Annotated in this window: 20 protein-coding genes and 1 CRISPR repeat array; of the genes, 14 read left to right on the forward strand and 6 right to left on the reverse strand. The window is 38.2% G+C overall.

Features of this window, described 5'->3' with window-relative positions; all coding sequences use genetic code 11:
• Positions 1-279 precede the first annotated feature (279 nt).
• The 7 genes from cas3 (at position 280) to cas2 (ending at position 8,371) form a co-directional block, all read left to right on the forward strand.
• Positions 280-2,673, forward strand: coding sequence for a CRISPR-associated helicase Cas3' (gene cas3 / locus ACFOSE_RS01300; RefSeq protein WP_380429473.1), 2,394 nt, complete (start codon positions 280-282; stop codon positions 2,671-2,673).
• Positions 2,674-2,911: 238 nt separating this feature from the next.
• Complete coding sequence (cas5c, locus tag ACFOSE_RS01305) at positions 2,912-3,640, forward strand: type I-C CRISPR-associated protein Cas5c (protein ID WP_380429545.1); 729 nt, start codon at positions 2,912-2,914, stop codon at positions 3,638-3,640.
• Positions 3,640-5,517 carry a type I-C CRISPR-associated protein Cas8c/Csd1 gene (cas8c, locus tag ACFOSE_RS01310; protein ID WP_380429475.1) on the forward strand — a complete coding sequence of 626 codons (1,878 nt, stop codon included), beginning with the start codon at positions 3,640-3,642 and terminating at the stop codon, positions 5,515-5,517. The genes cas5c and cas8c overlap by 1 nt, the downstream gene beginning before the upstream one ends.
• A gap of 3 nt (positions 5,518-5,520) precedes the next feature.
• Entirely contained in the window at positions 5,521-6,372 is an 852-nt protein-coding gene (gene cas7c / locus ACFOSE_RS01315; protein ID WP_380429478.1) for a type I-C CRISPR-associated protein Cas7/Csd2, read from the forward strand.
• Position 6,373: 1 nt separating this feature from the next.
• On the forward strand, positions 6,374-7,045 hold the full coding sequence (cas4, locus tag ACFOSE_RS01320) for a CRISPR-associated protein Cas4 (protein WP_380429481.1): 672 nt from the start codon (positions 6,374-6,376) through the stop codon (positions 7,043-7,045).
• Positions 7,042-8,067, forward strand: coding sequence for a type I-C CRISPR-associated endonuclease Cas1c (gene cas1c / locus ACFOSE_RS01325; RefSeq protein ID WP_380429484.1), 1,026 nt, complete (start codon positions 7,042-7,044; stop codon positions 8,065-8,067). Before cas4 ends, cas1c begins: the two co-directional genes overlap by 4 nt.
• Positions 8,068-8,077: 10 nt before the next feature.
• Positions 8,078-8,371: a CRISPR-associated endonuclease Cas2 gene (cas2, locus tag ACFOSE_RS01330; RefSeq protein ID WP_380429487.1), complete on the forward strand. Its 294-nt coding sequence runs from the start codon at positions 8,078-8,080 to the stop codon at positions 8,369-8,371.
• Between the two features lie 147 nt (positions 8,372-8,518).
• Positions 8,519-9,223: direct repeats of the CRISPR family, unit length 32 nt; unit sequence GTCGCACCCTATACGGGTGCGTGGATTGAAAT.
• Positions 9,224-9,519: 296 nt separating this feature from the next.
• On the opposite strand, the gene ACFOSE_RS01335 is transcribed toward cas2, so the two are convergent.
• The 3 genes from ACFOSE_RS01335 to ACFOSE_RS01345 are packed head-to-tail and all read right to left on the reverse strand — an operon-like array spanning position 9,520 to position 12,222.
• Entirely contained in the window at positions 9,520-10,299 is a 780-nt protein-coding gene (locus ACFOSE_RS01335) for an ABC transporter ATP-binding protein (RefSeq protein WP_380429490.1), read from the reverse strand.
• Entirely contained in the window at positions 10,299-11,285 is a 987-nt protein-coding gene (locus ACFOSE_RS01340) for an iron chelate uptake ABC transporter family permease subunit (protein WP_380429492.1), read from the reverse strand. The genes ACFOSE_RS01335 and ACFOSE_RS01340 overlap by 1 nt, the downstream gene beginning before the upstream one ends.
• Positions 11,278-12,222 carry an iron ABC transporter permease gene (locus tag ACFOSE_RS01345; RefSeq protein ID WP_380429495.1) on the reverse strand — a complete coding sequence of 315 codons (945 nt, stop codon included), beginning with the start codon at positions 12,220-12,222 and terminating at the stop codon, positions 11,278-11,280. Before ACFOSE_RS01345 ends, ACFOSE_RS01340 begins: the two co-directional genes overlap by 8 nt.
• A 181-nt stretch (positions 12,223-12,403) precedes the next feature.
• Here ACFOSE_RS01345 and ACFOSE_RS01350 point away from each other — a divergent pair, with 181 nt between their 5' ends.
• From ACFOSE_RS01350 to ACFOSE_RS01375, 6 genes are all read left to right on the forward strand, one after another.
• A complete protein-coding gene (locus ACFOSE_RS01350) occupies positions 12,404-13,336 on the forward strand; it encodes an ABC transporter substrate-binding protein (RefSeq protein ID WP_380429497.1) in 933 nt (310 codons plus the stop codon).
• Positions 13,337-14,509: 1,173 nt separating this feature from the next.
• Positions 14,510-14,665, forward strand: a complete 156-nt coding sequence (locus ACFOSE_RS01355; protein WP_380429499.1) for a hypothetical protein — start codon at positions 14,510-14,512, stop codon at positions 14,663-14,665.
• Positions 14,666-14,875: 210 nt separating this feature from the next.
• Positions 14,876-15,628: an ABC transporter ATP-binding protein gene (locus ACFOSE_RS01360; protein ID WP_380429502.1), complete on the forward strand. Its 753-nt coding sequence runs from the start codon at positions 14,876-14,878 to the stop codon at positions 15,626-15,628.
• 1 nt (position 15,629) lies between these two features.
• On the forward strand, positions 15,630-17,582 hold the full coding sequence (locus tag ACFOSE_RS01365) for an ABC transporter permease (RefSeq protein ID WP_380429504.1): 1,953 nt from the start codon (positions 15,630-15,632) through the stop codon (positions 17,580-17,582).
• Positions 17,583-17,854: 272 nt separating this feature from the next.
• Positions 17,855-18,526 (forward strand): response regulator transcription factor, encoded by a 672-nt coding sequence (locus tag ACFOSE_RS01370; protein WP_380429507.1) that lies wholly within the window; start codon positions 17,855-17,857, stop codon positions 18,524-18,526.
• A complete protein-coding gene (locus ACFOSE_RS01375) occupies positions 18,523-19,476 on the forward strand; it encodes a sensor histidine kinase (protein WP_380429510.1) in 954 nt (317 codons plus the stop codon). The genes ACFOSE_RS01370 and ACFOSE_RS01375 overlap by 4 nt, the downstream gene beginning before the upstream one ends.
• 658 nt (positions 19,477-20,134) lie before the next feature.
• Here ACFOSE_RS01375 and lysS read toward each other — a convergent pair.
• Complete coding sequence (gene lysS, locus ACFOSE_RS01380; protein WP_380429512.1) at positions 20,135-21,625, reverse strand: lysine--tRNA ligase; 1,491 nt, start codon at positions 21,623-21,625, stop codon at positions 20,135-20,137.
• A 196-nt stretch (positions 21,626-21,821) separates the two neighbouring features.
• Between lysS and ACFOSE_RS01385 the strand changes: the two genes are divergently transcribed.
• Positions 21,822-22,727 carry an HAD family hydrolase gene (locus tag ACFOSE_RS01385; protein WP_380429515.1) on the forward strand — a complete coding sequence of 302 codons (906 nt, stop codon included), beginning with the start codon at positions 21,822-21,824 and terminating at the stop codon, positions 22,725-22,727.
• A gap of 50 nt (positions 22,728-22,777) precedes the next feature.
• On the opposite strand, the gene ACFOSE_RS01390 is transcribed toward ACFOSE_RS01385, so the two are convergent.
• Complete coding sequence (locus ACFOSE_RS01390) at positions 22,778-23,428, reverse strand: amino acid ABC transporter permease (RefSeq protein ID WP_380429518.1); 651 nt, start codon at positions 23,426-23,428, stop codon at positions 22,778-22,780.
• A gap of 11 nt (positions 23,429-23,439) precedes the next feature.
• Positions 23,440-24,147 carry an amino acid ABC transporter permease gene (locus ACFOSE_RS01395; protein ID WP_380429520.1) on the reverse strand — a complete coding sequence of 236 codons (708 nt, stop codon included), beginning with the start codon at positions 24,145-24,147 and terminating at the stop codon, positions 23,440-23,442.

A 24,147-nucleotide genomic window follows, 5' to 3' on the forward strand; every position in this document is an offset into this window, starting at 1 on the left:
TTCATCTTAAAGATAAGAGACACCAAAAAAGACAAACCTCCAAAAAGAAGTTTGTCTTCGGTCTGAAGTACATATTTTATGTACTTTTTATTTGTCTTTTTAAAGAAGTAGTTATATAGGATGCGTAATGTAAACTAGGATGTCGAAAAAAATGTTTATTTAATGTATTTTTCCTGATATACTTTAGGTGTCGAAAGGATATGATTATATACTTGTAATTTCGATACTGCCTATTTAAAATATTGATTTGTGCATATAAGAAGTTTGTGAGGTAGATAAATGATTTTAGCACATTATGAACGAAAAACAGAAAAAAAACAGTCATTAGAAGAGCATTCTTTTAATGTAGCTAACGAGGCAAGGGAAGATGCTGACCCTATTGGGCAAGGAGATGTGCTCTTTCTGCTGGGACTTTATCATGATTTAGGGAAGGCAGATAGAAAATTCCAAGATAAACTAACCAAGAACCCTGCTATGCATGTTGACCATTCCTATGCCGGTGCAAAGTATTTGTTTGAGAAAATCAAAATATGCCTTTCGGCGAAGGATGTTGATAAAACAACGCGTTTACAATTCAACGATAGTATTGTTTATGTTATTTCTGCGCATCATGGAATGTATGATATTTTCGATGAAGAAGCGGAGTTATATGCTTATAACAAACTTAGAAATCGCATTGCAAGGCCGATGTCAGATTATCATTTCGATAGTGATGTAAAACATTATGCTGCCTTTTTAGAATCAAAATTGAAAGATTATGGCTATCAGCATTTAGATGATTTGATCTTAAAAGCCTTTGATAATTTTCAAGAGGCCTGGTCGAAATTAAGCATCCATGATGACAGTGAGCATGACTATTATAGTGCGTGCTTTGTCAGGCTGTACCTGTCTTTTCTAAAAAATGCAGATATACTAGACACAGTCAATGCCTATGGTTTACTCGTTAATCCTTTAAAACAAGAGGAGAAAATAAAACTAAATGAGTCATATCTTGAAGCTATCGAGAAAAAGTATCGCAGTTTTGCCCATCCAACGACTAAACTCAACATCATTCGGACACAAATTAGTGCGCGCGTCAAAAATAGAGGGGAAAATGATTCGACTGGAATATATCGTTTAGACCTACCCACTGGCGCTGGTAAGACGAATCTCAGTATGCGATACGCCTTTCATCAATTAGTTGACCAAAATAAATCAAGATTTTTCTACATTACACCATTTTTATCCGTTTTAGAGCAGAATGCTGCTGAAATTAGAAAAATAACGGGTGATGCAGGCGTATTAGAACACCATTCGAATGTTATCAGACAAACTGATGATAATGACGAGAAAGAAACGTTGATGTCTGACTACCTGATTGACAGTTGGGATAGTCAGATTGTCTTGACATCAATGGTGCAATTTTTTCAAACCTTATTTAAGACAAAGTCATCTAATATTAGACGTTTTTCAAGTCTTATTAACAGTGTTTTGATTTTAGATGAAGTTCAGTCTTTACCGATTGAAGTGACGACTTTGTTTAATTTAACCATGAATTTTTTAAATAAAGTAATGAATACAACCATTATTCTGTGTACTGCTACACAGCCAGTCTATGATTCTGCTGTCATTGGACATAGAATTTCTTGTGGCGGTAGAAATAGTGAATCTGCTGACATTGTTGATTTAAAGCATGATGAGAAAGAAGTCTTTTCAAGAACAGAGCTGAGAAAATTTGATGAAGATAATCAAAACTCGAGGCTTTCAGATTTGCTAGATTTTGTTTTGAAGAATGATGAATCAACCCTTGCAATTTTCAATACCAAAAGGACAGTTGATACATTTTATACCATGCTTGAAGAATTGACAGAAAGGCCAATCTATCAGCTTTCAACCAATATGTGTGCGCAGCACAGATTAGATATTATTTCAGAAATTAAGCAGCAATTAAAAGATGATATTCCCATTATTTGTATCAGTACACAGCTAATTGAAGCAGGGGTTGATGTCGATTTTAATCGCGTCATCCGTTCCTATGCAGGAATTGACTCAATTGTTCAAGCTAGTGGGCGCTGTAATCGTGAGGGCAAGCGTGATAAAGGTCAAGTCACCTTAGTTAATCTGACAAGTGAAGAAGAAAATATCTCTCAACTTAAAGAGATAAAGGCTAAGAAAGATGCGACAGAAGTTATTTTACATAAAATTACATCACCTATAGAGGTTTCAGTTTTAAATCGTAATTTCTTTGAGTATTATTATGCTAACAACCAAGATTCAATGGATTATCCTTTAGAACATGATGGTGAATCAGTTTATGATTATTTAAGTGATAACTCATATCAATACAGAAAAAAATTTAAAGGAAAGTTAAAACAGGCCTTTAAGACTGCTGGTTTGAAAATGAATCTGATAAACAATGATACCATTGGTGTCTTAGTTCCTTATGGCGATGCGATTGAAAAATTATTGACTTTAGAAGAATTGTGTGAATACGATTATCCGTCTGAAGAAGACTATCAAGCCATAAAAGGACTTTTAAAGGAATTGCAGCCCTATACGGTAAATGTTCGTGAGCATGATCAAATACTTGAAGCGACAAAGTCTTATCTTAATGGTCAAATTCAGGTATTGTCTGATGGTTATTATGATGAGAAAAAGGGTATCACCTCGGAAAGAGGCAGTTTCCTTATGTAGCTTCAATGAAAACAGGCCAACGAAAGTTAGTAGAGAACTTCGTTGACCTGTCATTCAACTTAAATAATCACTAAATATAATTTCAATCCACATAGATGCTACTATGATAGTCAAATTATATCAAAAATAATTCACACAAGCAATTAATCACAAACACTAAATATAGAACGAAATTATTGACTTTTGAAATTTTAATTGTTAAGATAGGTTTATAAAGTTACAGGAGGAGGTTTTGACCTTGTATAGATCGAGAAACTTTTATGCCAGAATCCGTGGTGACCGAGCCCTTTTTACAAATCCAGCTACTAAAGGTGGTTCAGAAAGGTCATCGTATGCTGTACCTACACGACAAGCCTTACAAGGGATAGTTGACAGCATCTATTATAAACCTACATTTACGAATGTTGTCACTGAAGTAAAGGTTATCAACCAAATTCAGACAGAATTGCATGGCGTTCGTGCACTATTGCACGATTACAGTGCTGATTTGAGCTACGTATCTTATTTGAGTGATGTCGAATACCTTGTCAAATTTCATTTTATTTGGAATGAAAATCGCGAAGATTTAATTCAGGATAGGCTGCCTAATAAGCACGAAGCTATTATGGAACGCTCTATTCGTAAGGGGGGGCGGCGCGATGTTTTTATTGGCACGAAGGAATGTTTTGGCTTGATTGATGAAATTAGTCAGGAAGAGTATGAAACTACCTCTTCTTACTACGATGGCGTTATCATTGATTTAGGAATTATGTTCCATTCTTTTGCGTATCCAACGGATAAAACAAGGCCATTAAAATCTTATTTCACCAAAACAGTGATGGAGAATGGAGTGGTTAAGTTTAATCCTCAGTCTGAGTGTGAGATTGAAAATACTCTGTCTAGTTACGCCTTTAAAACACCTGACCAGATTAAGTCAGTTGATGATGAATATAAAGAATATGAAGCGATGGAGAAAGGAGAAAACTAATGGATTTTTTTACTTCTCTTTTAAAGGCTTATGAAAAGGCGGAGGAAACGGGTTTAGTTGACCAACAAAAGGGCGATAGTGAGGCTGTTTTGCTGCCGATTTATCATACTAGTTTAAAGTCAAATGGGAAAAATATTATTTCGGTCAAATTGGATCAGGATGGTGGTTTTTATAAGGCGGAATTCATGGCTAATAACCAAACGATTATTTTTCCTGTAACTGTGGATTCTGTCGCAAGATCGGGCAGTAACCCTGCTCCCCATCCTCTTGTTGACAAGTTTTCTTATTATGTTTCAGAGGTGAGTCAATCACAATATAATGATTTTCATAAACAATTTGCTAATTGGATTGCTTACTGTGAGGAAGGCGAAGTCAAGGATTTTTTGATAAAGATTCAGCATTTTATTCTCCAACCAGATTTTCTAAGTAGCATTCTTCACTCTTTATATGGTGAGCATTACCAAAGGGAGGGATTGAAAATCACCTATTCTGACTCTGCTGGAAAAGATAAGACGATTGATTTATCAGCTTATTTTTTAGAATTTTCAATTGTACAATTCCAAGACCTTAAAGATGAATCGGTGACCAGCTACAAGGCATTGCATCAATCGTTTATTTCCTTTATAATAGCTAATCGAGATAATTTGGGAATTTGTAATATTAGCGGACGAACGGAGCAAATTACCAATAAACATCGGGGACTGATGGGGAATGCTAAAATTATTTCGGTTAGTAATAAAGGAGAAGCCTATAAAGGACGCTTCAAGGAGCGGGAAGATGTTTTTAGTGTTGGCTATGAAACCTCTGAAAAAATTCATTTAATGATTAAGTATCTGCTGGAAAATAAAAACAGCAGTACTTGGTTGGGCACGTCACAATATCTCATCAATTGGTTTAGTGATGATTTAGCAAATGAAAGTCAATTGGATATTGTGAAGCCGGTGTTTGATGATTTATTTGAAGATGATGAAGACGAAGAAGACAGTCTGCTTTCCATCAAACCTAATGAAGAAAATAGGCAAATAGGTTCTTCGTTTATCAAGGGGCGAAAATTGTTTAGCAGTGATGCAACCTACTATGTTGCCATACTGAACAAAACAAGCAATGGTCGTATTGCGTTAAAATACTTCCGCCAGCTTCAAGTTTCCCAGTTATTGAAAAATCTGGAAATTTGGCAGGAAAATTATTCTTGGGAAGTAAGAGCTAAAGCAGGAGATAAAACACCTACTTTTAATGAAATAATCAGCGCAGCCTATGGTGTTGACAGAGAGCGTTATTTAGAATTGGATAACGATAGCTTCCGTAGTGATCAATACCAGCAATTAGTCACAGCTTTGATTGATGGAAAATCGATGCCGTCTTCAATTGTTAAAAAATTAGAGAACAATATCAAACAGAGACAAAAATATCCGAAACACTGGTATCAAGTACAACAAGTTAGTCTTGGAATTTTACATAAACAAAACGGAAGGGAGTTTGCACCAATGTTAGATCACGAAGAAACAGATCGTTCTTATTTATTCGGACGATTGCTTGCCGTTTATGAATTGATTGAGACCCAACGGTATGCCTTAGATAGCGGTAGTCAAGAAAGGATTACCAACGCAGAACGTTATTGGACCGCCTATACAGGTCAACCAGCTAAGATGATGAATCATTTAGAAAATAAGGTAAAACCTTATGAAGAAGTCTTAAAACTAAATAGACCTGGTATCTGGCATAAACTAGAGAAAGAAAGAGCAGAAATTATTCAGCTTTTAAGTCCATTGTTTACTGATAAGGAGTTCGCACAGCCATTAGATTATAAATTTATCTTTGGCTATTATGCTGAAAAGAAATTTTATTATGCAAAACAAGTCAAGGAAAGTGAGGAATAAGTGATGATGGAACACAAAATTGATTTTATGGTAACTGTAGAAGTAAGAGAAGCAAATGCAAATGGAGATCCACTATCAGGAAATATGCCTAGAACGGATGCTAAAGGGTATGGCTTGATGAGTGATGTATCTATTAAACGCAAAATTAGAAATCGCATGCAAGACATGGGGCATAAGATTTTTGTCCAAGCAAATGATCGGATTGAGGATGGCTTGAATTCTTTAGAAAAACGTTTCAAGGCACAATTTTCTGGAAAAGAGTCGGATGAAGAAATCAATGAAAAAGCCAATCAAATCTGGCTAGATGTTCGCGCATTTGGACAGGTGTTCACTTACCTGAAAGATCGCTCTTTTGCTATTCGTGGTCCGGTTTCTATTAGTATGGCTCATTCCTTAGAACCAATTATCATTTCTAGTCTGCAAATTACTAGAAGCACAAATGGTGTAGAGCCTAAGAAAGCAGGAGGTCGTTCTTCCGACACCATGGGTACCAAACACTTTGTGGACTACGGTGTCTACGTGATCAAAGGCTCTATCAATACTCATTTTGCAGAGAAGACAGGATTTTCTGATAAGGATGCCGAAGTAATTAAAGAAGCGCTGATTAGTCTTTTTGAAAACGATGCATCATCAGCTCGCCCTGAAGGCTCCATGCGTGTTCGTGAGGTCTTTTGGTTCACTCACAGTAGTAAATTAGGAAATGTATCTAGTTCGCGTGTCTTTGATTTGTTGGAGTTTGACAAAGCAAAACAAGATAAGGACAACTATGAAGATTATGGTATCCATCTTAATCAAGAGAAGTTGGCAAATTATGAAGTTAAAGGGTTGAAAGTTGATATAATAGAAGGACTTTAATATGGTCTATTCAGAAGATGACTATCTTATGTTATCGGGAATTCAGCATTTTCAATTTTGTAAAAGACAATGGGGATTAATTCACATTGAACAGCAATGGGCAGATAATGAAGCAACAGCCCATGGTCAGATTCTGCACCAAAAGGCGGATAATCCCTATATTAAGGAAAAGAGGAAAGATGTAATCATTTCAAGAGCTATGCATGTTTCTTCAAAAACTTTAGGCCTCTATGGTATTTTGGATGTTGTCGAATTTCATAAAGATGAAAATGGAGTTACACTAAAGGGGAAACGAGGGAAATGGCTGCCGACGATTGTTGAGTATAAACGCGGAAAACCCAAAAGAGATACTCGTGATATTGTTCAGTTAGTCGCACAGACGATTTGCCTTGAAGAGACACTGGGGTGTCATATTGAGACAGGTTGTCTCTATTATCATAGTGTCAATCAAAAGAAGCTCATTGAAATGACTGAACAATTGCGCCAAGAAGTTTTTGATTTGGCTAAACAAATGCATTACTATTATGACAATAAAATCATAGACAAGGCAGAGTACTTTAAAAATTGTCCTCTTTGCTCTTTAGTAGATATTTGTATGCCACGCTTAAGCAAAAAATCTCGTAATGTTAATAATTACATCAAGCAGCGTTTAGTGAGTGAGGAGAGTTTATGAAAAAATTGTTGAATACGTTATATCTCACGCAGGATAATTTTTATTTGACACGCGAGCGGGATAATATTGTTGTCAAGCAGAAAGGAAAAGTTGTCAGTCGCTTTCCTTACCGCATTATTGATGGCATCGTTTGTTTTTCATACTTAGGTGCCTCACCATTTTTGATTGAGCTTTGTGCTAAAAATCAAATCAATCTTTCTTTTCATACTCCTCAAGGACATTTTTGTGGCCGATTTGTTGGGCCAACCAATGGGAATGTTTTGCTCAGACGAGAACATTACCGATTGGCGGATCATGACCTTTCAATAGAATATGCTAAACGGTTTATCTTAGCGAAGGTGTCCAATTCCAGAAAGTATTTACTTCGTTTTAAGCGTGATCATCGAGATAGAATTGATAGTCAACTATTTGAAGATATCAATACTGAATTGAGTTGGGCGTTAGAAATGATTCAAGTTGCACCAGATAAGGAAACTTTGCTAGGTATTGAAGGGCAGGCTGCAAATCAATATTTTCGCGCCTTTAATGACCTTATTTTAGCTGATAAAAAGACATTCCAATTTAATGGCCGTACACGAAGACCGCCACAAGATTGTATTAATGCTCTTATGTCATTTGGTTATAGTTTGTTAACCTACGAATGTCAATCCGCTCTGGAATCCGTAGGATTAGATAGTTACGTTGGTTTTTATCATACAGACAGGCCAGGAAGAGCAAGCTTAGCACTTGATTTAGTGGAGGAGTTTCGTTCTTATATTGTCGATAGATTTGTTTTTTCGTTGATAAATAAGGGACAACTAACTAAAAAGCACTTTGATATTAAGGAGAATGGTAGTGTTATTTTGACCGAAAAAGGTCGTGCTATTTTTATTGAAACTTGGCAGAAGCGCAAGCATACAGAAGTTGAACATCCTTTCACTAAGGAAAAAGTTAAGTTGATGCTATTACCTTATGTACAAGCTCAGTTATTGGCCAAAGCAATTCGTGGAGAACTGGAATCATACCCACCATTCTTAATATAGGAGCAAACTTATGATGGTTTTAGTGACTTATGATGTCAATACGGAGACTACAGCGGGAAGGAGACGTCTACGACATGTAGCAAAACTTTGTGTTGATTATGGTCAGCGTGTGCAAAATTCAGTTTTTGAATGTTCAGTAACTCCGGCCGAATTTGTTGAAATAAAAAATGAACTGTTAACAATTATTGACCAAGAGTCGGATAGTATCCGATTTTACTTACTTGGAAAGAATTGGCAAAATCGGGTAGAAACAATTGGTCGAGATGATAGTTATGACCCTGATGTAGGGGTGTTGCTTTTATAAAAACTTGTGTGCGAACCTAGGTTACACATCACAACCGAGGGAGTTCGCGCACCAAAATAGAATCATAGTGACAAAAATTCAGTTTTTATTGAGCAAATTGGTTTAATAACTACTCGATTTTAGTTACAAACGGTGCAACTACGCGCTGTCGCACCCTATACGGGTGCGTGGATTGAAATATGCAGTTGGTCTTATAGGTATTGTCCCCGCTGTTGATCGTGTCGCACCCTATACGGGTGCGTGGATTGAAATATGCAGTTCCTTTAAGGTCAATGTCCTAAAGACTGTCGCACCCTATACGGGTGCGTGGATTGAAATCTGTCTCCCCGATATCCGTATTGATGAACCTTTGAGATATTACACCCCTATACGGGTGCGTGGATTGAAATCTGTCTCCCCTGTCTTAGTAGGGTTTGAGATGAGTCGCACCCTATACGGGTGCGTGGATTGAAATCAGCTGGAAAGGATGTTCTGAAACTGAGGAAGAGGTCGCACCCTATACGGGTGCGTGGATTGAAATATCTGGAACCCCCAATCATCTTCCATAATAACTCGTCGCACCCTATACGGGTGCGTGGATTGAAATACTTTTAAGTAACACTCTTGTTGATTACTCAAAGGTCGCACCCTATACGGGTGCGTGGATTGAAATAAGCATATTGAAAGGCTTTTTGGGAATAAAAAGAGTCGCACCCTATACGGGTGCGTGGATTGAAATTCTAAGAATGGCGCAAATGAAATTGCTGCTCGTGCGTCGCACCCTATACGGGTGCGTGGATTGAAATCCCTTTTTTAATAACGATTAAATGCTTCATCGGCAGTCGCACCCTTTGTGGGTGCGTGAATTGAAATACATTAGAAAACATATCAACTGATTCGCCATCTTTCAAACAAGTCTAGGGGATGACTTGTTTGTTTAATCGGCTCTATCGTTGACATCAGACTCATTAAAGAAATAAAATAGCAATATCTAGATTTAAATTATTCAAAACAAAATGCATCGCCGCTGTGATAATGCCTTAGAGATAAAGAAAAAGGAGAACATCCTTCTGGCCCAGTCGTTAGATCTTTTCTCTAACAGCTGTAGTCAGTACGGCACTGTTCTCTCTGATTGTTCTATAGGTTAATTGTTAAACGGACAGCGGCACTCATCTTCGTCTAAAATCGTAACTCAGGATTTGACTGCTGTTTTTGATCGGACAAATAGTTGCGCAGACGCCAAATACATCCCAAAGCATTGTTTCAGTGAATACGTGATTAGTTTTGCCAGTTGCATAAAGGTGACCTTCTTTTAAGGTAATAATGTGGTCGGCGTATTTTGATACAAGCGAAAGATCGTGCAAGACAATCACGATCGTCTTATGAAAATCATTTTGCAATTTTTTTAGGAGTTCAATAAATTCAATTTGATGGTGAATATCCAGATAAGAAGTCGGCTCATCCAGAAAAATATACTCTGTATCCTGAGCTAGGACCATGGCTAAAAAAGCTCTTTGCCTTTGTCCTCCGCTTAATGACAGGACTGACTCCTGTGCCTGTTCTTCTAAACCGACCCAGTTGATAGCATGATGAACATAGTCCAGATCTTTAGCTTTTAGAGAACCAAACAGACTTTTATGGTTTTGGCGCCCTAGTTTTACTAAATCCTCAACAGTCATATGATTTTGGAGTTGGGGAGACTGTGATAAAAAAGCAATAATCTTAGCTCGTTCTTTATGGCTTAAGCTGCTTATTTTGTGCTGATTTACACTGGCAAAGCCTGTATTGGGTTTTTCCAAGTTGAGCATTGTTCTTAACAAAGTGGATTTTCCGGACCCATTGGGACCGATAAGTGCGATCAGCTGCCCTTCTTCTAATTCAAACGAAATATTATGTAAGATTTGTTTTTTGTCATAAAAGAAATTAAGATTGGAAACTGAGATACCCACTAATAATTCCTCCTTTTCAGTAAAATAAAGATAAAGCCCAAAGCTCCAAACAATCCTAAAAATACATTGGTTGGCAAAACCGTAGAAAAAGCATAGTGGGCTAACAAATCACTCATGAGAATAGCGCTTGCTGTTACTAGGATACTGCTGGTCAGATAAGGTATTATTTTCACTTGATAAAGAGAACGCATCAGATACAGGCTTATAAAAGCAATAAAGGGAAAAGTGGTTCCCAGCATTAAACCTAAAGCTAAACCAAATGACATTAAGACAAAATAGGCAAACATCAGAGCCTTGACAGAAATACCCAGTTCGTAAATCAGTTCATTATCTAACGATAGAAATCTAAAATAAGGATAGGACATCCCAAAAAAGACAAGGAATAAAAGGGTCAAGGAAGCAATTGTCAAGGCATAGCCTAGGTTTATATGATCAAAATTTCCTTGCATGAGCAGCGAAAAGATATCTTTAATCTCAGGTGAGTAGGTTTTTAGATAAGAAAGAATGGTTGAAGCAAAACTGTTCACACCAATCCCAACCATAAGCATCAAATTGCCGTTTAATTGACCGCCTTGTCCTCTAGAAAAAGAATAGATAAAGATTGAAAACAAAAGAACAAAGCCTGTTGCTAACATAAGAATCTGCCAATAGGCTAAGGTTCTCAAAGCAGGACTGTAGAGATAAAGTAAAGCTAAGCTTGTCAGGGCAACATTTTGGAAGCCTAAGGCTGTTGGCTCTGCCAAATCGTTTTTGGTCAAGGTCTGCAAGATTACTGTTGAGATAACAGCCAAAATGCTGCTGGACACAATAGCGATTACTGCAGGCAGCCGCATCTGATAAAAAATAAAGAGAGCAGCTTTTTTTCCCGATAAGACATTAGATAAAAAAGTTAAAGAAATGGCTCCTTCTTTAAAACTTAATTTAAGAATGACTAATATAAGAAAAATAAGGCTGAGACTTGATAAAAATAACTTTGTTTTAGACACGCTCTTTTCCTCCCTGAGTTCTTAAAATGTAGAAAAAGAAAGGAATCCCAATAAGACTTATGACAAAAGCAAGAGGTGTCTCATAAGGATAGCGAATAAGCTTGGATAAAATATCCGAGACTATCATCAATTCTAAACTTACTAGGATATTTAGTAAGAGTTGTTTTGATATACGATTTTCTTTCAGTAGGTAAACTATGTTTGGGACAATTAAACCGATAAAGTTTAGTTTCCCTACAACAGACACTGTTGTTGCACTTAAAATAGCAGCAAGTAAAAAAGCAAGTAATTTAATCTGTTTTACGGGTTTTCCTAGGCCGTAAAGCATGTCATCTCCTAAAGCAAAACCTGCTAATTGCGGTACTAAGTAAATCAGCAGTGGCAGACACAAGAGCAAACTGCTTAATAGCAAAAGAACATCCCACCAGGACACGTCTGATACCGTTCCTAAAAAGAAAATGAAAGAGTCGCTGAAAAAGTTAATCCTTAGAGCGAGCAGACTAGCAAAAGAACCGATTAAATTTCCTATCATAATGCCGATTAAAATTAGCTTTGTTTTTTCAAAACCATCTGCCACTAAACTGGCTAAAAGGTAAATGAGTCCGATGGTCAGCAGGCTGCCTAGGATTGCTAGCAGAGGAGTGGCTAAGAAAAAGGTGAATTTGAAAATCTTTGAAAGAACAACTCCCAAAAGAGCGCCATCTACAAGCCCTAACATAGAAGGCGAAGCCAGACGATTGTGAGCCACAGTCTGCATAAGATAACCTGATAGAGATAAGGACAGTCCTGCTAGGATAACAATCAGCAAACGAGGTAATCTAAAGTCATAAATGATTTGCTGGCTTGCTGCATCTTTGAAAAAAAGACCTTTATATAAAACCTGCCAATCAATACTGCTTGAACCAATCAAAAGTGACACAATAAAAAGAATTGGCAAGATAAAAATACTAATGGTTATAAATTTTCGATAAATAAAATCACCTCCATAGCTATTCTTAAGGTTTATTATAATGGCAAAGTGACCTTTAAGTCAACTTGACAAAACTTAGGCTTTCTCTTAGTATGGATAGTGGAATTATTTTTTTGAAAATTCCAATAATATCAAAAGGAGAAGACGTATGAAGCAATCATATCGTTACATCATATATTTAGCAAGTCTTATTTTGTTCTTGCTAGGACTTATTTTTAGCCCATCAGCCTCTGCTGATTTCAAGGAAAAGACAATTAAGCATGACTTTGGAACGACTACTCTAACCAGCCGTCCCAAAAAGATTGTGGTCTTAAACAATCTCTACAGCGAGGTATTGATGCCGCTTGGGATTACACCTGTTGCTGCAACGACTGCTCAGGAAGGAAGTGATGAATTCTCAACCCTTTTTAAAAAAGAATTCGAAAAAGCAGATGTCGTTTCTGTCGGCTGGCAAAAGACTCCTGATTTGGAAAAAATTGCTGAGTTAGAGCCCGATTTAATCTTAATGACTGTCCATCAAAAAGATCTTTATGATAAACTCAGTCAAATAGCCCCTACAGTAGGCTACCTAATAAATACAGAAGAAAATTGGGACTACACTGATATCGCTCTTAAAGTAGCTGATATTTTTGACAAAAAGCCCCAAATGAAAAAAATTCTTAAAAAGACGTCAAAAAAACAAGCAGCACTGGCTAAAAAAGTTCAAAGTCAATTCGGTGATAAGAAACTGATGTATGTTCGTGTGACTGAAAAGGATATTCGCTACTATGGTTATGGACGCATGGGCTTCCTTTATGAAACTTATAAATTCAATCGTGTTGCAGACTTTCCAGCAGAAAACATGTATGAAATCATTGACACTGAAAAAATAAAAGAACTAAATCCTGATTTAATGATTGTTCAGGCTGACAGCAAGGAGTTGCTAAAGAGCAAACTGCAAAAATCTCCAGTCTGGAAAGAGCTTTCTGCTGTTAAGAATAAAAAAGTGCTTTATGCAGATTACTCAACTTGGATGCTCGGTTTTGGAGTAGTATCGCAAGACAAAATTATGGAACAAATTCAAAAAAACTGGCTGGATTAAAGAACAGAGTATTGATCTTTTGTGGTAAACGGCAAGATTTCTCATTGAGAGCTGGCATTGTAGAAGTTACCTTTTTTAAAGGAGTTCAATACTGTGGTTAGACTTATTTTGGAATAATGAAAGATAATTGATTGAAAATAATTTTTTGTTTTTAGATAGTAAAGGAGTGGTTCTAGCATGCAACCAATATCCAGCATTGATAATCTCAATTTACCTTATCAGCCTAAATATGACCTTTAGCAGGTAAGAGATATGGTTTGAGGCCGTTGGCTTACACGAAAGAACTGGATGAGAAACAGGTGCGTGGCAGTTATTCTTACGATGAGGGTTATGAGGATGCTACAGCTTATCACCAATCGATAATAGTACGGCAGAGGTAAATTTGGCTTTGAAGTTGCCAATACATCTTTCCAAAAGCATATTAAATTTTTCCGAGATGCCTTTTTTATAGACAGCAAAGTTTTAGGCTTGGATAAGCAGTAGAGTCATATATCAATAGTGAATAAGCTAACATTCGAGGACAGAAAGATTTCTGCTGCTCCCTGTCTTTACTGGGATATCTGAGATGACTAGGTTACTGAATGTCTGGACTGTTAGTGTAAATAACCGTCACATTGTGGCGGTTGTTTTACGTTTCAGGCGCACAGCAGCTTGTGTTTTGATAGTTAGTGGATAACATTTGAGTAAAGTTTTGATTTGTGAAAGTTTTTTAATCTGATTTAATGTAGAAAGGTGGTGTATTTATGAATAGGTAAAAGATTCGAGTTATTCAGTATGACTGCGGCAAGATGTCCAAAGCCTGATACCTCATTTTCTAACTCATAAAGCAGAGATTATTTGAGCTGTTGATATGGCTTCGAAAGCGGTAGGCAAGATCTAGGTAACTTTGCGGGATTGGATTGGAATTTAGGAGTCATCATTTTTGATGATGCTCAGGCAGTTTTCGACATTTGTGTATAGTAACAATGTTCAGCTATAAAAAGAATATGTATCCTTTTTATAGGCTCTGCGCTGAAAGTGGTTTTAATGTTATTTCGACTTGTGAAGAGGCTATTTATCCTTGGACGACAGCTCTAAGTGAAACAATCAGCTGGACAAACTAGCCAAAAACTTGGTGTTACCATCACAGGCAACAGCATGCAGGATATCTACTGAGGCAACCTGATTTATACTGTGACCGACAGGGTTAATAAGATTGAGCGTATTGAGGGAGCCGTCAGTTATAATGTTGAAGATTACGGTCTTGCTCTGGCAGAAGCACACGGAGTCGGTTATGATTTGGAACGCTTTAATAAAGAACACTGGGACCGAAAAAACCAGTGTTTTTAGCTGGGCGAAAAAATCTAGGAATTATCTAACTTCTGCTGTTTAGATAATCTTACAAAACTGTAAGAAAGTTACTAAGGATTGTAAGGTTACAAGTAACTAAATTCCGATAAAATAAAGACAGTTAAAGGATGGCAGCTATGCCTAATGGGCCTATAGACTCTAACTTAAACTTTAAAATTACGTTATAATAGTTAGAAAGAGGAGACAGCAATGCTATTAGAAATTAATCATTTAGAAAAAGTTTTCCGCACACGTTTTTCCAAGGAAGAAACCCGTGCTTTGCAGGATGTTGATTTTAAGATAGATACCGGTGAATTTATCGCTATCATGGGAGAGTCCGGATCAGGTAAGACAACTTTGCTCAATATTTTAGCCACTCTTGAGAAGCCGACTAAGGGTTCAGTGATTCTAAACGGTCAGGACGTTACTAAAATCAAAGAAGGACAGTTAGCCAATTTTCGTTTGAGAAATTTAGGTTTCGTCTTTCAGGAGTTTAATCTGTTGGATACCTTGTCTGTACAGGATAATATTTTTTTGCCCTTAGTGCTGGATAGAAAATCCTATACGGAAATGGATCGCAGATTAAATGAAATCGCACCAAAACTGAAAATTCAGGATTTGCTAGATAAACGCCCTTTTGAATTATCGGGAGGACAAAAACAAAGGGTGGCGATTGCAAGGAGTTTGATGACGAATCCTCATCTGCTTCTAGCAGATGAGCCTACAGCAGCACTGGATTACCGCAATTCGGAAGATCTGCTCAGCCTGTTTGAAACGATAAATGCTGACGGGCAAACCTTGCTTATGGTAACTCACTCAGCTAATGCAGCCAGCCATGCCAAACGTGTCCTCTTCATCAAAGACGGTCGGATTTTCCATCAGTTGTACCGGGGGAATAAGACTAATAAGGATTTTGGTAAGGAGATTTCTCTATCTATGGCCGCACTGTTAGGAGGTGAATAGAATGTTTTATTTTAAAATGGCAGTTAATAACCTCAAAAATGCGCTCAATCAATACGGCCCTTTTATGTTAGCCAGCCTTTTGCTTTTTTCATTAACCTGCTCCAGCCTCTTAATTTTACTCAGTCCTATGGGAAGCGGTATGGCGTCGGGAGCCATAACTCTGCTGCTCGGGGTGATAGTCTTATCTATCTTTTCTCTGATTATGGAGCGCTACAGCTATAAAATTCTGCTGAAGCAGCGCAGCCGTGAATTCGGCCTCTATAATATTCTAGGAATGAACAAGCGTCAGATCGGGCTGATTGCCACCATTGAGCTGGGAATTATTTTTGTGACTTTGCTGCTAGTCGGCATGATTTTTAGCAGTGTTTTTTCAAAATTTCTTTATTTAATTTTTGTTAACATTATTAACTATGATAAACTGAATTTGAAACTAACGATTCCCCCTTTTATCATAACAACCATCATTTTTTCAGCTATCTTTTTTCTTCTTGAACTGACAGCGCTTTTCCATATCAGAAGATCATCCCCACTCAGCTTGTTTAGTAAACAAGAGCAAGGTGAGAAGGAGCCTCGTGGTAATATCTTCCTAGCCCTAGCAGGTTTAGCTAGTTTGGGAATGGCTTATTATCTGGCTATGACCTCTACTGACTCAGGTCCTCTTATCGTTTTGGGACGTTTCTTTATTGCCGTTCTCTTAGTCATTGCCGGAACCTATCTTTTTTATATCAGTTTTATGACTTGGTACCTCAAGTACCGTCGTAAAAATAAAAATTACTACTACCAGCCCGAGCATTTTATCACGACCTCCCAGATGATTTTTCGTATGAAACAAAATGCCAGCGGCCTAGCCAGTATCACACTGTTGGTCGTTATGGCACTAGTAACGATTGGGACGACGGTATCTCTCTATGTTAACACACAGAATATTGCCAGTAAATCTTACCCAAAATCGGTTAAAATTTTTTATCAAAATAGTAATGATGAGACTCCCAAATACTTTCAGCAAGATGTTTTAGATAAACTTGGAAAAGATCATAAAGACGTTATGGATTACACAACCAGCGTAGTCACTATGCCTATCAGAAAAGCGAAGTCTATTCAGATAACAGCTAGCAATGTCCTAAATACTACAAGGGATGTAGGCTTTGTTTATTTGGTGACACAAGATGAATTCCGTAAATTGGGAAATGATCTTCCTAAACTTAAAGATAATCAGGCAGCTTTCTTTGTTCAAAAAGGAAATAGCCAGTTCCAAACTTTAGATTTTTTTGGTAAGCATTATCAGGTAGTCAAAAATTTAAAAAAAGTAATTTTTCCTGAAGTTATCACGACTTACAATTCAGCTGTTTTAGTGCTGGCTAATCGAGAACAGGTAGAAATTGTCAAGAAAGCCTATCAGCCTTATTTAGGAAAGATGACTTCAATTGGCGAAACCTATACGGCTTGTATGGATTTATCGGATAAGGAAATAGATAAAATTTCTTCCGACGGCCAAACCGTTGGCCAAGGGGATCAAATAGGAGTGCTTCAAACCCGACAAAGTTATCTGTCTGATGGCTATAAACTCTTTGGTGGCTTACTTTTTACCGGCTTCTTACTAGGTATTAGTTTTCTCTTGGGCATTGCCTTGATTGTTTATTATAAACAGTATTCCGAAGGATATGAAGATAAAAAATCTTATCACATCCTTCAGGAAGTAGGAATGAGTCAGAAACAGGTGAAAAGGACGATTAATTCGCAGATTATTCTTGTCTTCTTTATGCCTCTTATTTTTGCGACCATTCATTTTCTTTTTGCTATTCCTATGCTCAAGCAATTACTTTTAGCATTTGGTGTTACCAGCTCCAATCTTATTTATCTTATCAGCGGTATCACAATTATATCTATTGCCGCAGTTTACTTTATCATTTATCGCTTGACTAGTCGCGTCTATTACCGAATTATTGAGCGTTGAATGGTTTGAATTTAGGACATTGGCAATAGACTCCCTTTAAAGTGGACAGTGAAAAACAAATATCACTAGAAATGATAAAGGGAGTTTTTGTATGCCAAAACAAAATGAGTATTAAAAAAGAAGCTCAGTAGATAGTTCTTAGCTGAGCCCCAAAAAGAAGAGAGTAAAAAATCAAATGAGCTTTCCTCCTAAGAACCTCACCGAATTTTCTAAGCTGCCCTCTTCTTTTTATGTTAGAATAAGGTGGAAATAAACTGGAAGGGACAGCTATTATGATTCAGCGAGATCGAGTTTTCATTGTGGAGGATGATCCCACAATTGTTTCTTTGTTGACTAATCATCTCTCCAGCTACTATCAGGTGGCCCATGTTAACAATTTTCGTGATGTTTGCAGAGAGGCTGAAGAATTTCAGCCAGATTTGATACTGATGGATATTACACTGCCGTATTTCAATGGATTTTATTGGACGACAGAAATTCGCAAGACTATGACAGTACCGATTATCTTTATCTCATCCAGTGATGATGAAATGGATACAATTATGGCACTGAATATGGGTGGAGATGATTTTATTTCCAAGCCCTTCTCTCTGCCAGTACTGGATGCTAAACTGCTTGCTTTTTTGCGCCGAGCCAATCAGTTCACATCGGATAATTTTCATCTGGGAGAATTTATCCTATCTAGAGAAGGAGTGTTTTCTAATACTGATTCGCAGCAGCAGGTTACCCTGTCACCTACGGAAAACAAAATTTTAGCGATTCTTTTATCGCATCAGAACCAAATGGTCTCTAAAAAGGAACTGCTGGAAAAACTTTGGGATGATGAGAGTTTTATTGATCAGAATACTTTGAGTGTTAATATGACCCGTCTGCGTAAGAAGATTATTCCTTTGGGATTTGATCGGATTCATACTGTGAGAGGAGCTGGCTATTTACTCAAATGATAGGTAAATTTTTAAAAGAATATGGTATTTGGTACTTACTTTATGGCTTTATGATGGTCTTTTTTCTTCTAAGTTTTTGGCTCTACCATTTGCCTTTAGTTTATTTTATTAATGCTTTGGCCTTCAATATACTTGTTTTACTGGGAGTTAGTATTGGGCTTTATGTTAGTTTTTCCAAAAAGCTGAAAGAACTTGAGGCTTTAGCCGGTACTTTTGATCCAGTTGAGCTGAAAGATTGGCTGCTGCTTCCCAGTGATCAGGCTTATCGGTCTGTCCTTATCAATTTGAAGGCGAAAGAAGCAGAAATCCTTTTGGATACAGCCAATCACCGCAAGCGTCTGGAATCCATGATTAAAATGTGGTCCCATCAGATGAAGGTCCCTATCTCAGCTCTGTCACTTATGGTACAGACTGACAGTCTAGATGGAAAGGAAGTTGAACAGCAGCTGCTGCGTCTACAGCACTACCTTGAAACTCTACTTGTCTATTTCAAATTCAGCCAGCATAAGGATGATTTTCGTTTTTCTGTTTGTTCGGCACGTGAGATTGCAGTGAAATTGGTCAAGAATTATCGGTCTCTTTGTTTAGCTAAAAATCTCTCAGTCAATATTGAAGGAGATTGTCAACTGAAGACCGATAAGAAGTGGTTAAGCTTCGCCCTTGGGCAAATTCTAGATAATGCTATCAAGTATTCCAATGAAGGCGGTCAGATAACCATCACCATGGATAGCAGTAGTATCACTATTGAAGACACGGGAATAGGGATTCTGGAAGAAGATCTTCCAAGACTCTTTGAAGAAGGTTTCACAGGCTACAATGGCCACCTGAAGCAAAAAGCTACAGGACTGGGGCTCTACATGACCAAACAGATTTTAGACAGCTTAGAAATGACCCTAACCATCACCAGCCAGTTCAATCAAGGAACTCATGTAAGAATTATGAGGAAATGATTAGTGATGAAAGCATAAAAGTGATCAATTGTACTGATCACTTTTATTTATTGGTCACTGAGAATTAGATACGCCGTTTCTTCTCGTAGAAAAAGGGGCCTGGTGACTCTTGTTGAGCGAAAGACAGGGTATTACTTGACGTTTAGAATACAGACCAAACCGCTCAATCCATGTTCTCAGTCATTCAACAAGAGGATTCTTAATGTCGAACTCAAAGGAAAGAGCTTGCCTGTTGTCTCTTGGCAGAAGAGTTGGGCATTGACCTTTATTTTGCGGATGCCTATTGCTCTTGGAAAAAGAAAGCAACGGAAATCCTAATGGCTTACTGCGGGAATACCTCAAGAAGATAGATCTAGCGATGATTAGTGATATGGCGTTAACAGTGGCCTTAGACGCCATCTATCATCATCCGAGCAAGTGTTTAGGTTACAAATAGCTTTCGAGGCACCTATAAATGAGTTTTAACAAATGCTGCACTTATTTTGTAATGCATCATAAATAAAAAATACTTCACGTCGTGATGGTATAATCGCAACTTTTGAAGTTCTAGTTCAAAAGTTTAGTCAAAGAGATTGACGCTGGGCAAGCTCTGACGGTACCATCGCTTAGGTGGAGTATTTTTATGAGGTAATTGTTATTTAAGTTTCCCTAAGTTTAATCATTTCATTGTTGGGAAGAGTAGTACATCACGGATGGTTGTGGTATCTGTGAGAAGCATAACCAAACGGTCGATACCAATCCCCAAACCACCGGTTGGTGGCATACCATATTCAAGGGCTTCTACATAGTCGTAGTCAACACCAGTCGCTTCGTCATCCCCCAGCTCCTTAGCGGCAGCTTGTGCTTCAAAGCGCTCCAGCTGATCAATAGGATCATTGAGTTCGGTAAAGGCATTGCCGTACTCATTGCTCATGATAAAGAGTTCAAAGCGGTCGGTGAAACGTGGGTCCTCAGCGTTCTTCTTGGCTAGCGGTGACACTTCAACAGGATGTCCATAGACAAAGGTTGGTTGAATCAAAGTTTCTTCGATAAATGCCTCAAAGAAAGCATTGATGATATGGCCGACAGAAGTGAAGTGTTTTTCAAGTGGAACTTGTTTTTCTTGGGCCAAGGCCTGTGCTTCTTCTAATGTCATAGCTTGCCAGAAATCGATACCAGTAACTTCCTTGATGGCATCAACCATATGGATGCGTTTGAAAGGCTCGTTGATCTTAAGTTCTGTGCCTTGATAGACCACGGGTTCATCGCCCTTAACTGCACGAGTCGCGTGTTGGATAATCCCTTCGGTTAAATCCATGATATCTTTGAAATCCGCATAGGCTTGGTAGACCTCAATAGAAGTAAATTCAGGATTGTGAGTGGGATCCATCCCTTCGTTACGAAAGATACGGCCAATTTCATAGACGCGCTCCATACCTCCAACAATCAAGCGCTTGAGGTGAAGTTCTGTCGCAATGCGTAGGACCATATCCATATTTTGAGCATTGTGGTGGGTTGTAAATGGACGAGCTGCTGCTCCCCCCGCTTCATTATGCAGTATTGGAGTTTCAACTTCTAAGAAGCCGATACCATCGAGATAACGACGAATTTCAGAGATGACCTTTGAACGTGTTACAAAACGATCGAGGCTTTCACGATTGGTAATAAGATCCAGGTAACGTTTGCGGTACTTGGTTTCGACATCGGTCAAACCATGAAATTTTTCAGGAAGAGGCCGCAATGCTTTAGAGAGATGGGTGATGTGAGTTGCTTTAATGGAAAGCTCTCCCATGTCCGTTCGCATGACTTCACCTTCAACACCGAGAAAGTCACCTAGGTCCGCCTTCTTGAAAATAGCGTAGTTTTCTTCTCCGACAGTGTCTTTACGGACATAGATTTGGATCTGTCCTTCACGGTCTTGAATGTGGGCAAAACCGACCTTACCCTTACCACGTTTAGTCATAAGACGGCCAGCGATTGTTGCCGTTTGGTTCAGTTCATGTAATTCTTCCTTGGATTTGCCATCATATTTGGTCTTTAACTGAGCTGAATTGGCAGTATATTCAAAACGTTTACCAAATGGATCAATTCCTTGCTCAGCCAAATCCACCATTTTTTCACGACGGACGATTTGTTGGTCATTCAATTCTTCGTTATGTTGCTGTGACATTGTTTTCCTCCAGAAAGTCGTTCATATCATTTTATCATAAATTGAGAACATACGATATAGGAAAATCTGGGAAATTGCTTGTTTAGATAAAATACGGATATCCTTAAGCTGTTGAGTAAAGGCTTTATCTGAAAGCTTTTGAAAAATCTGCCAAAAGATAGTATAATTTTGAGGAATAAAAAGCGAAAGGTCTGTCATGATTACTTCTATTGTTTTTGATGTTGATGATACTATCTATGACCAGCAAGCACCCTATCGTCTTGCGATGGAACAGTGCTTTCCTGATTTTGATATGAGTCAGATAAAGCACGCCTACATCCGGTTCAGACATTATTCCGACCTTGGATTCCCCCGTGTTATGGCCGGCGAATGGACTACCGAATATTTCCGCTTTTGGCGCTGTAGGGAGACTCTCTTAGAATTTGGCTATCGGGAAATTAATGAGGAGCAAGGTCATTATTTTCAGGAGGTTTATGAGCAGGAGCTGGAAAATATTACCATGCTGGATGAGATGCGCATGACGCTCGATTTTCTCAAGGAAAAGAGTGTACCGATGGGTGTGATTACCAATGGTCCGACAGAGCACCAGCTTAAGAAAGTTCGAAAGTTGGGACTTTATGATTATGTTGAGCCCAAACGGGTGTTAGTCAGTCAGGCTACTGGCTTTCAAAAGCCTGAGAAGGAGATTTTTAATCTAGCAGCAGAGCAATTTGATATGAACCCAGCGACTACTCTTTATGTGGGAGATTCTTATGATAATGATGTCGTAGGGGCTAAAAATAGCGGCTGGCAGGCCATGTGGTTCAATCATCGTGGCAGAACCCTGAAGGCCGGGACCAAGCCTGCCTATGACATTGCTATTGATAACTTTGAACAATTATACGGAGCTGTTAAGGTTCTCTTTGACCTGCCCAATAGTAAATTTTTCTTTGATGCCAATGACAAGGAAAATCCTATTCTTAAAATGGGTCTTGAAAATGGGCTGATGTTAGCAGCAGAGCGTCTGCTTGAAAGTAATATGAGCGTAGACAAGGTTGTTATTTTGCTGCGTCTGGACAAGCAACAAGAGCGCGTTTTACGCTTAAAATATGCTATTCATTGATGACGAATAAAAAGACAGAAAACCTGTGTTTCTGTCTTTTTATATGTTTACTATTCCGCTGCTTGCTCCCATTTTTTAGCTAGGTGGCGGGAATAGCTAGAAATGCTAAAATTGACTAAGAAGTAAGTCGCTGTAACAATAGCATAGAGAAGAAAGATTTGATTGATTTCAAAGTATTTACCCATCAGGATTTGGCTCTTACCAAAGAGATCTTGGAGGGCAATAACTGAGTAAAGAAAGCTAGTATCTTTAACAACAGTAACAAATTGTGAAATGATAGATGGCAACATCTTACGGATAGCCTGCGGTAGGATGATGATGCGAAGTACCTGGAAGTTGGTCAAACCTTGTGACAAACCGGCTTCTGTCTGACCTCGATCGATGGCGTTTAAACCACCGCGAATAATTTCAGCCAGTGCTGCTGACGTGAAAATGGTGAAAGCTGTGATACCGGCTGGTGTTGCCTGTAATTGGAATACCAAGAAAACAATAAAAATCCAAAGCAGGTTGGGTACATTGCGGACAAATTCGATATAGATACTGGCAATGATTCGTAAAATCGGATTTTTACCATTACGCATAACTGCTAAGAACATTCCAAAAATAGTGGAGAGAATGATGATAATCACCGAAAGATAGAGCGTTGTCCAAAGCCCTTGTGCGAGGAACTTAAGATTATATGATGCTAATAAATCTGACATAGTTTTCCTCCTTACAAGCTATATGCTTTTTTATTGGCTTCTTCTCTACGGCGCCCCCAAGTAGCAATTGGGAAACACATAATAAAGTAGAGTAAGGCAGCTCCAGCAAAAGCTGGAACATAGTTAGTTGTAGCGTAAGCCCAGGCTTTGGCTGTAAACATGATATCAGCTCCAGAGATAATAGCGACTGTAGCCGTATTTTTGATCAGATTGACAACCTGATTAATCATCGGTGGGATAATAATCCGGAAGGCCTGAGGTAGGATGATGATGCTCATGGTCTCACGATAGGTGAAGCCTTGAGAAAGTGCCGCTTCGGTTTGTCCTTTCGGAATGGATTCGATCCCAGAGCGAATAACTTCTGACATATATGCGCCAGTATAGATACCAACACAGAGGACGGCTGTCCAGAAGGCTGGGACCTTAATGGCACCATTGCTAAAAATAGACAAACCATAGAAGACAAAGACGAAGTGGATGAGCAGTGGAGTGTTTTGAAAAAGCTCAACGTAAACTCGAGCAACTGCCTTACCAAGCTTGCTGCGAGAAGAAGATAGAGCTCCAAAAACCAATCCCAGAGCTAGTGCTAAAATCAAGGCAGAAATAGACATTCCTAAGGTATAGAGAAAGCTCTTGGTAAACTCACCCAAATTGTCGAAATAGTCAGCCCAACGAGAAAGAGCATAGGGGCTAGTAACACTTGTTGTTAAAATAAACAT

Source organism: Streptococcus dentapri, from assembly GCF_042649885.1.
In the GTDB taxonomy this organism is placed as follows: Bacteria; Bacillota; Bacilli; order Lactobacillales; family Streptococcaceae; genus Streptococcus; species Streptococcus dentapri.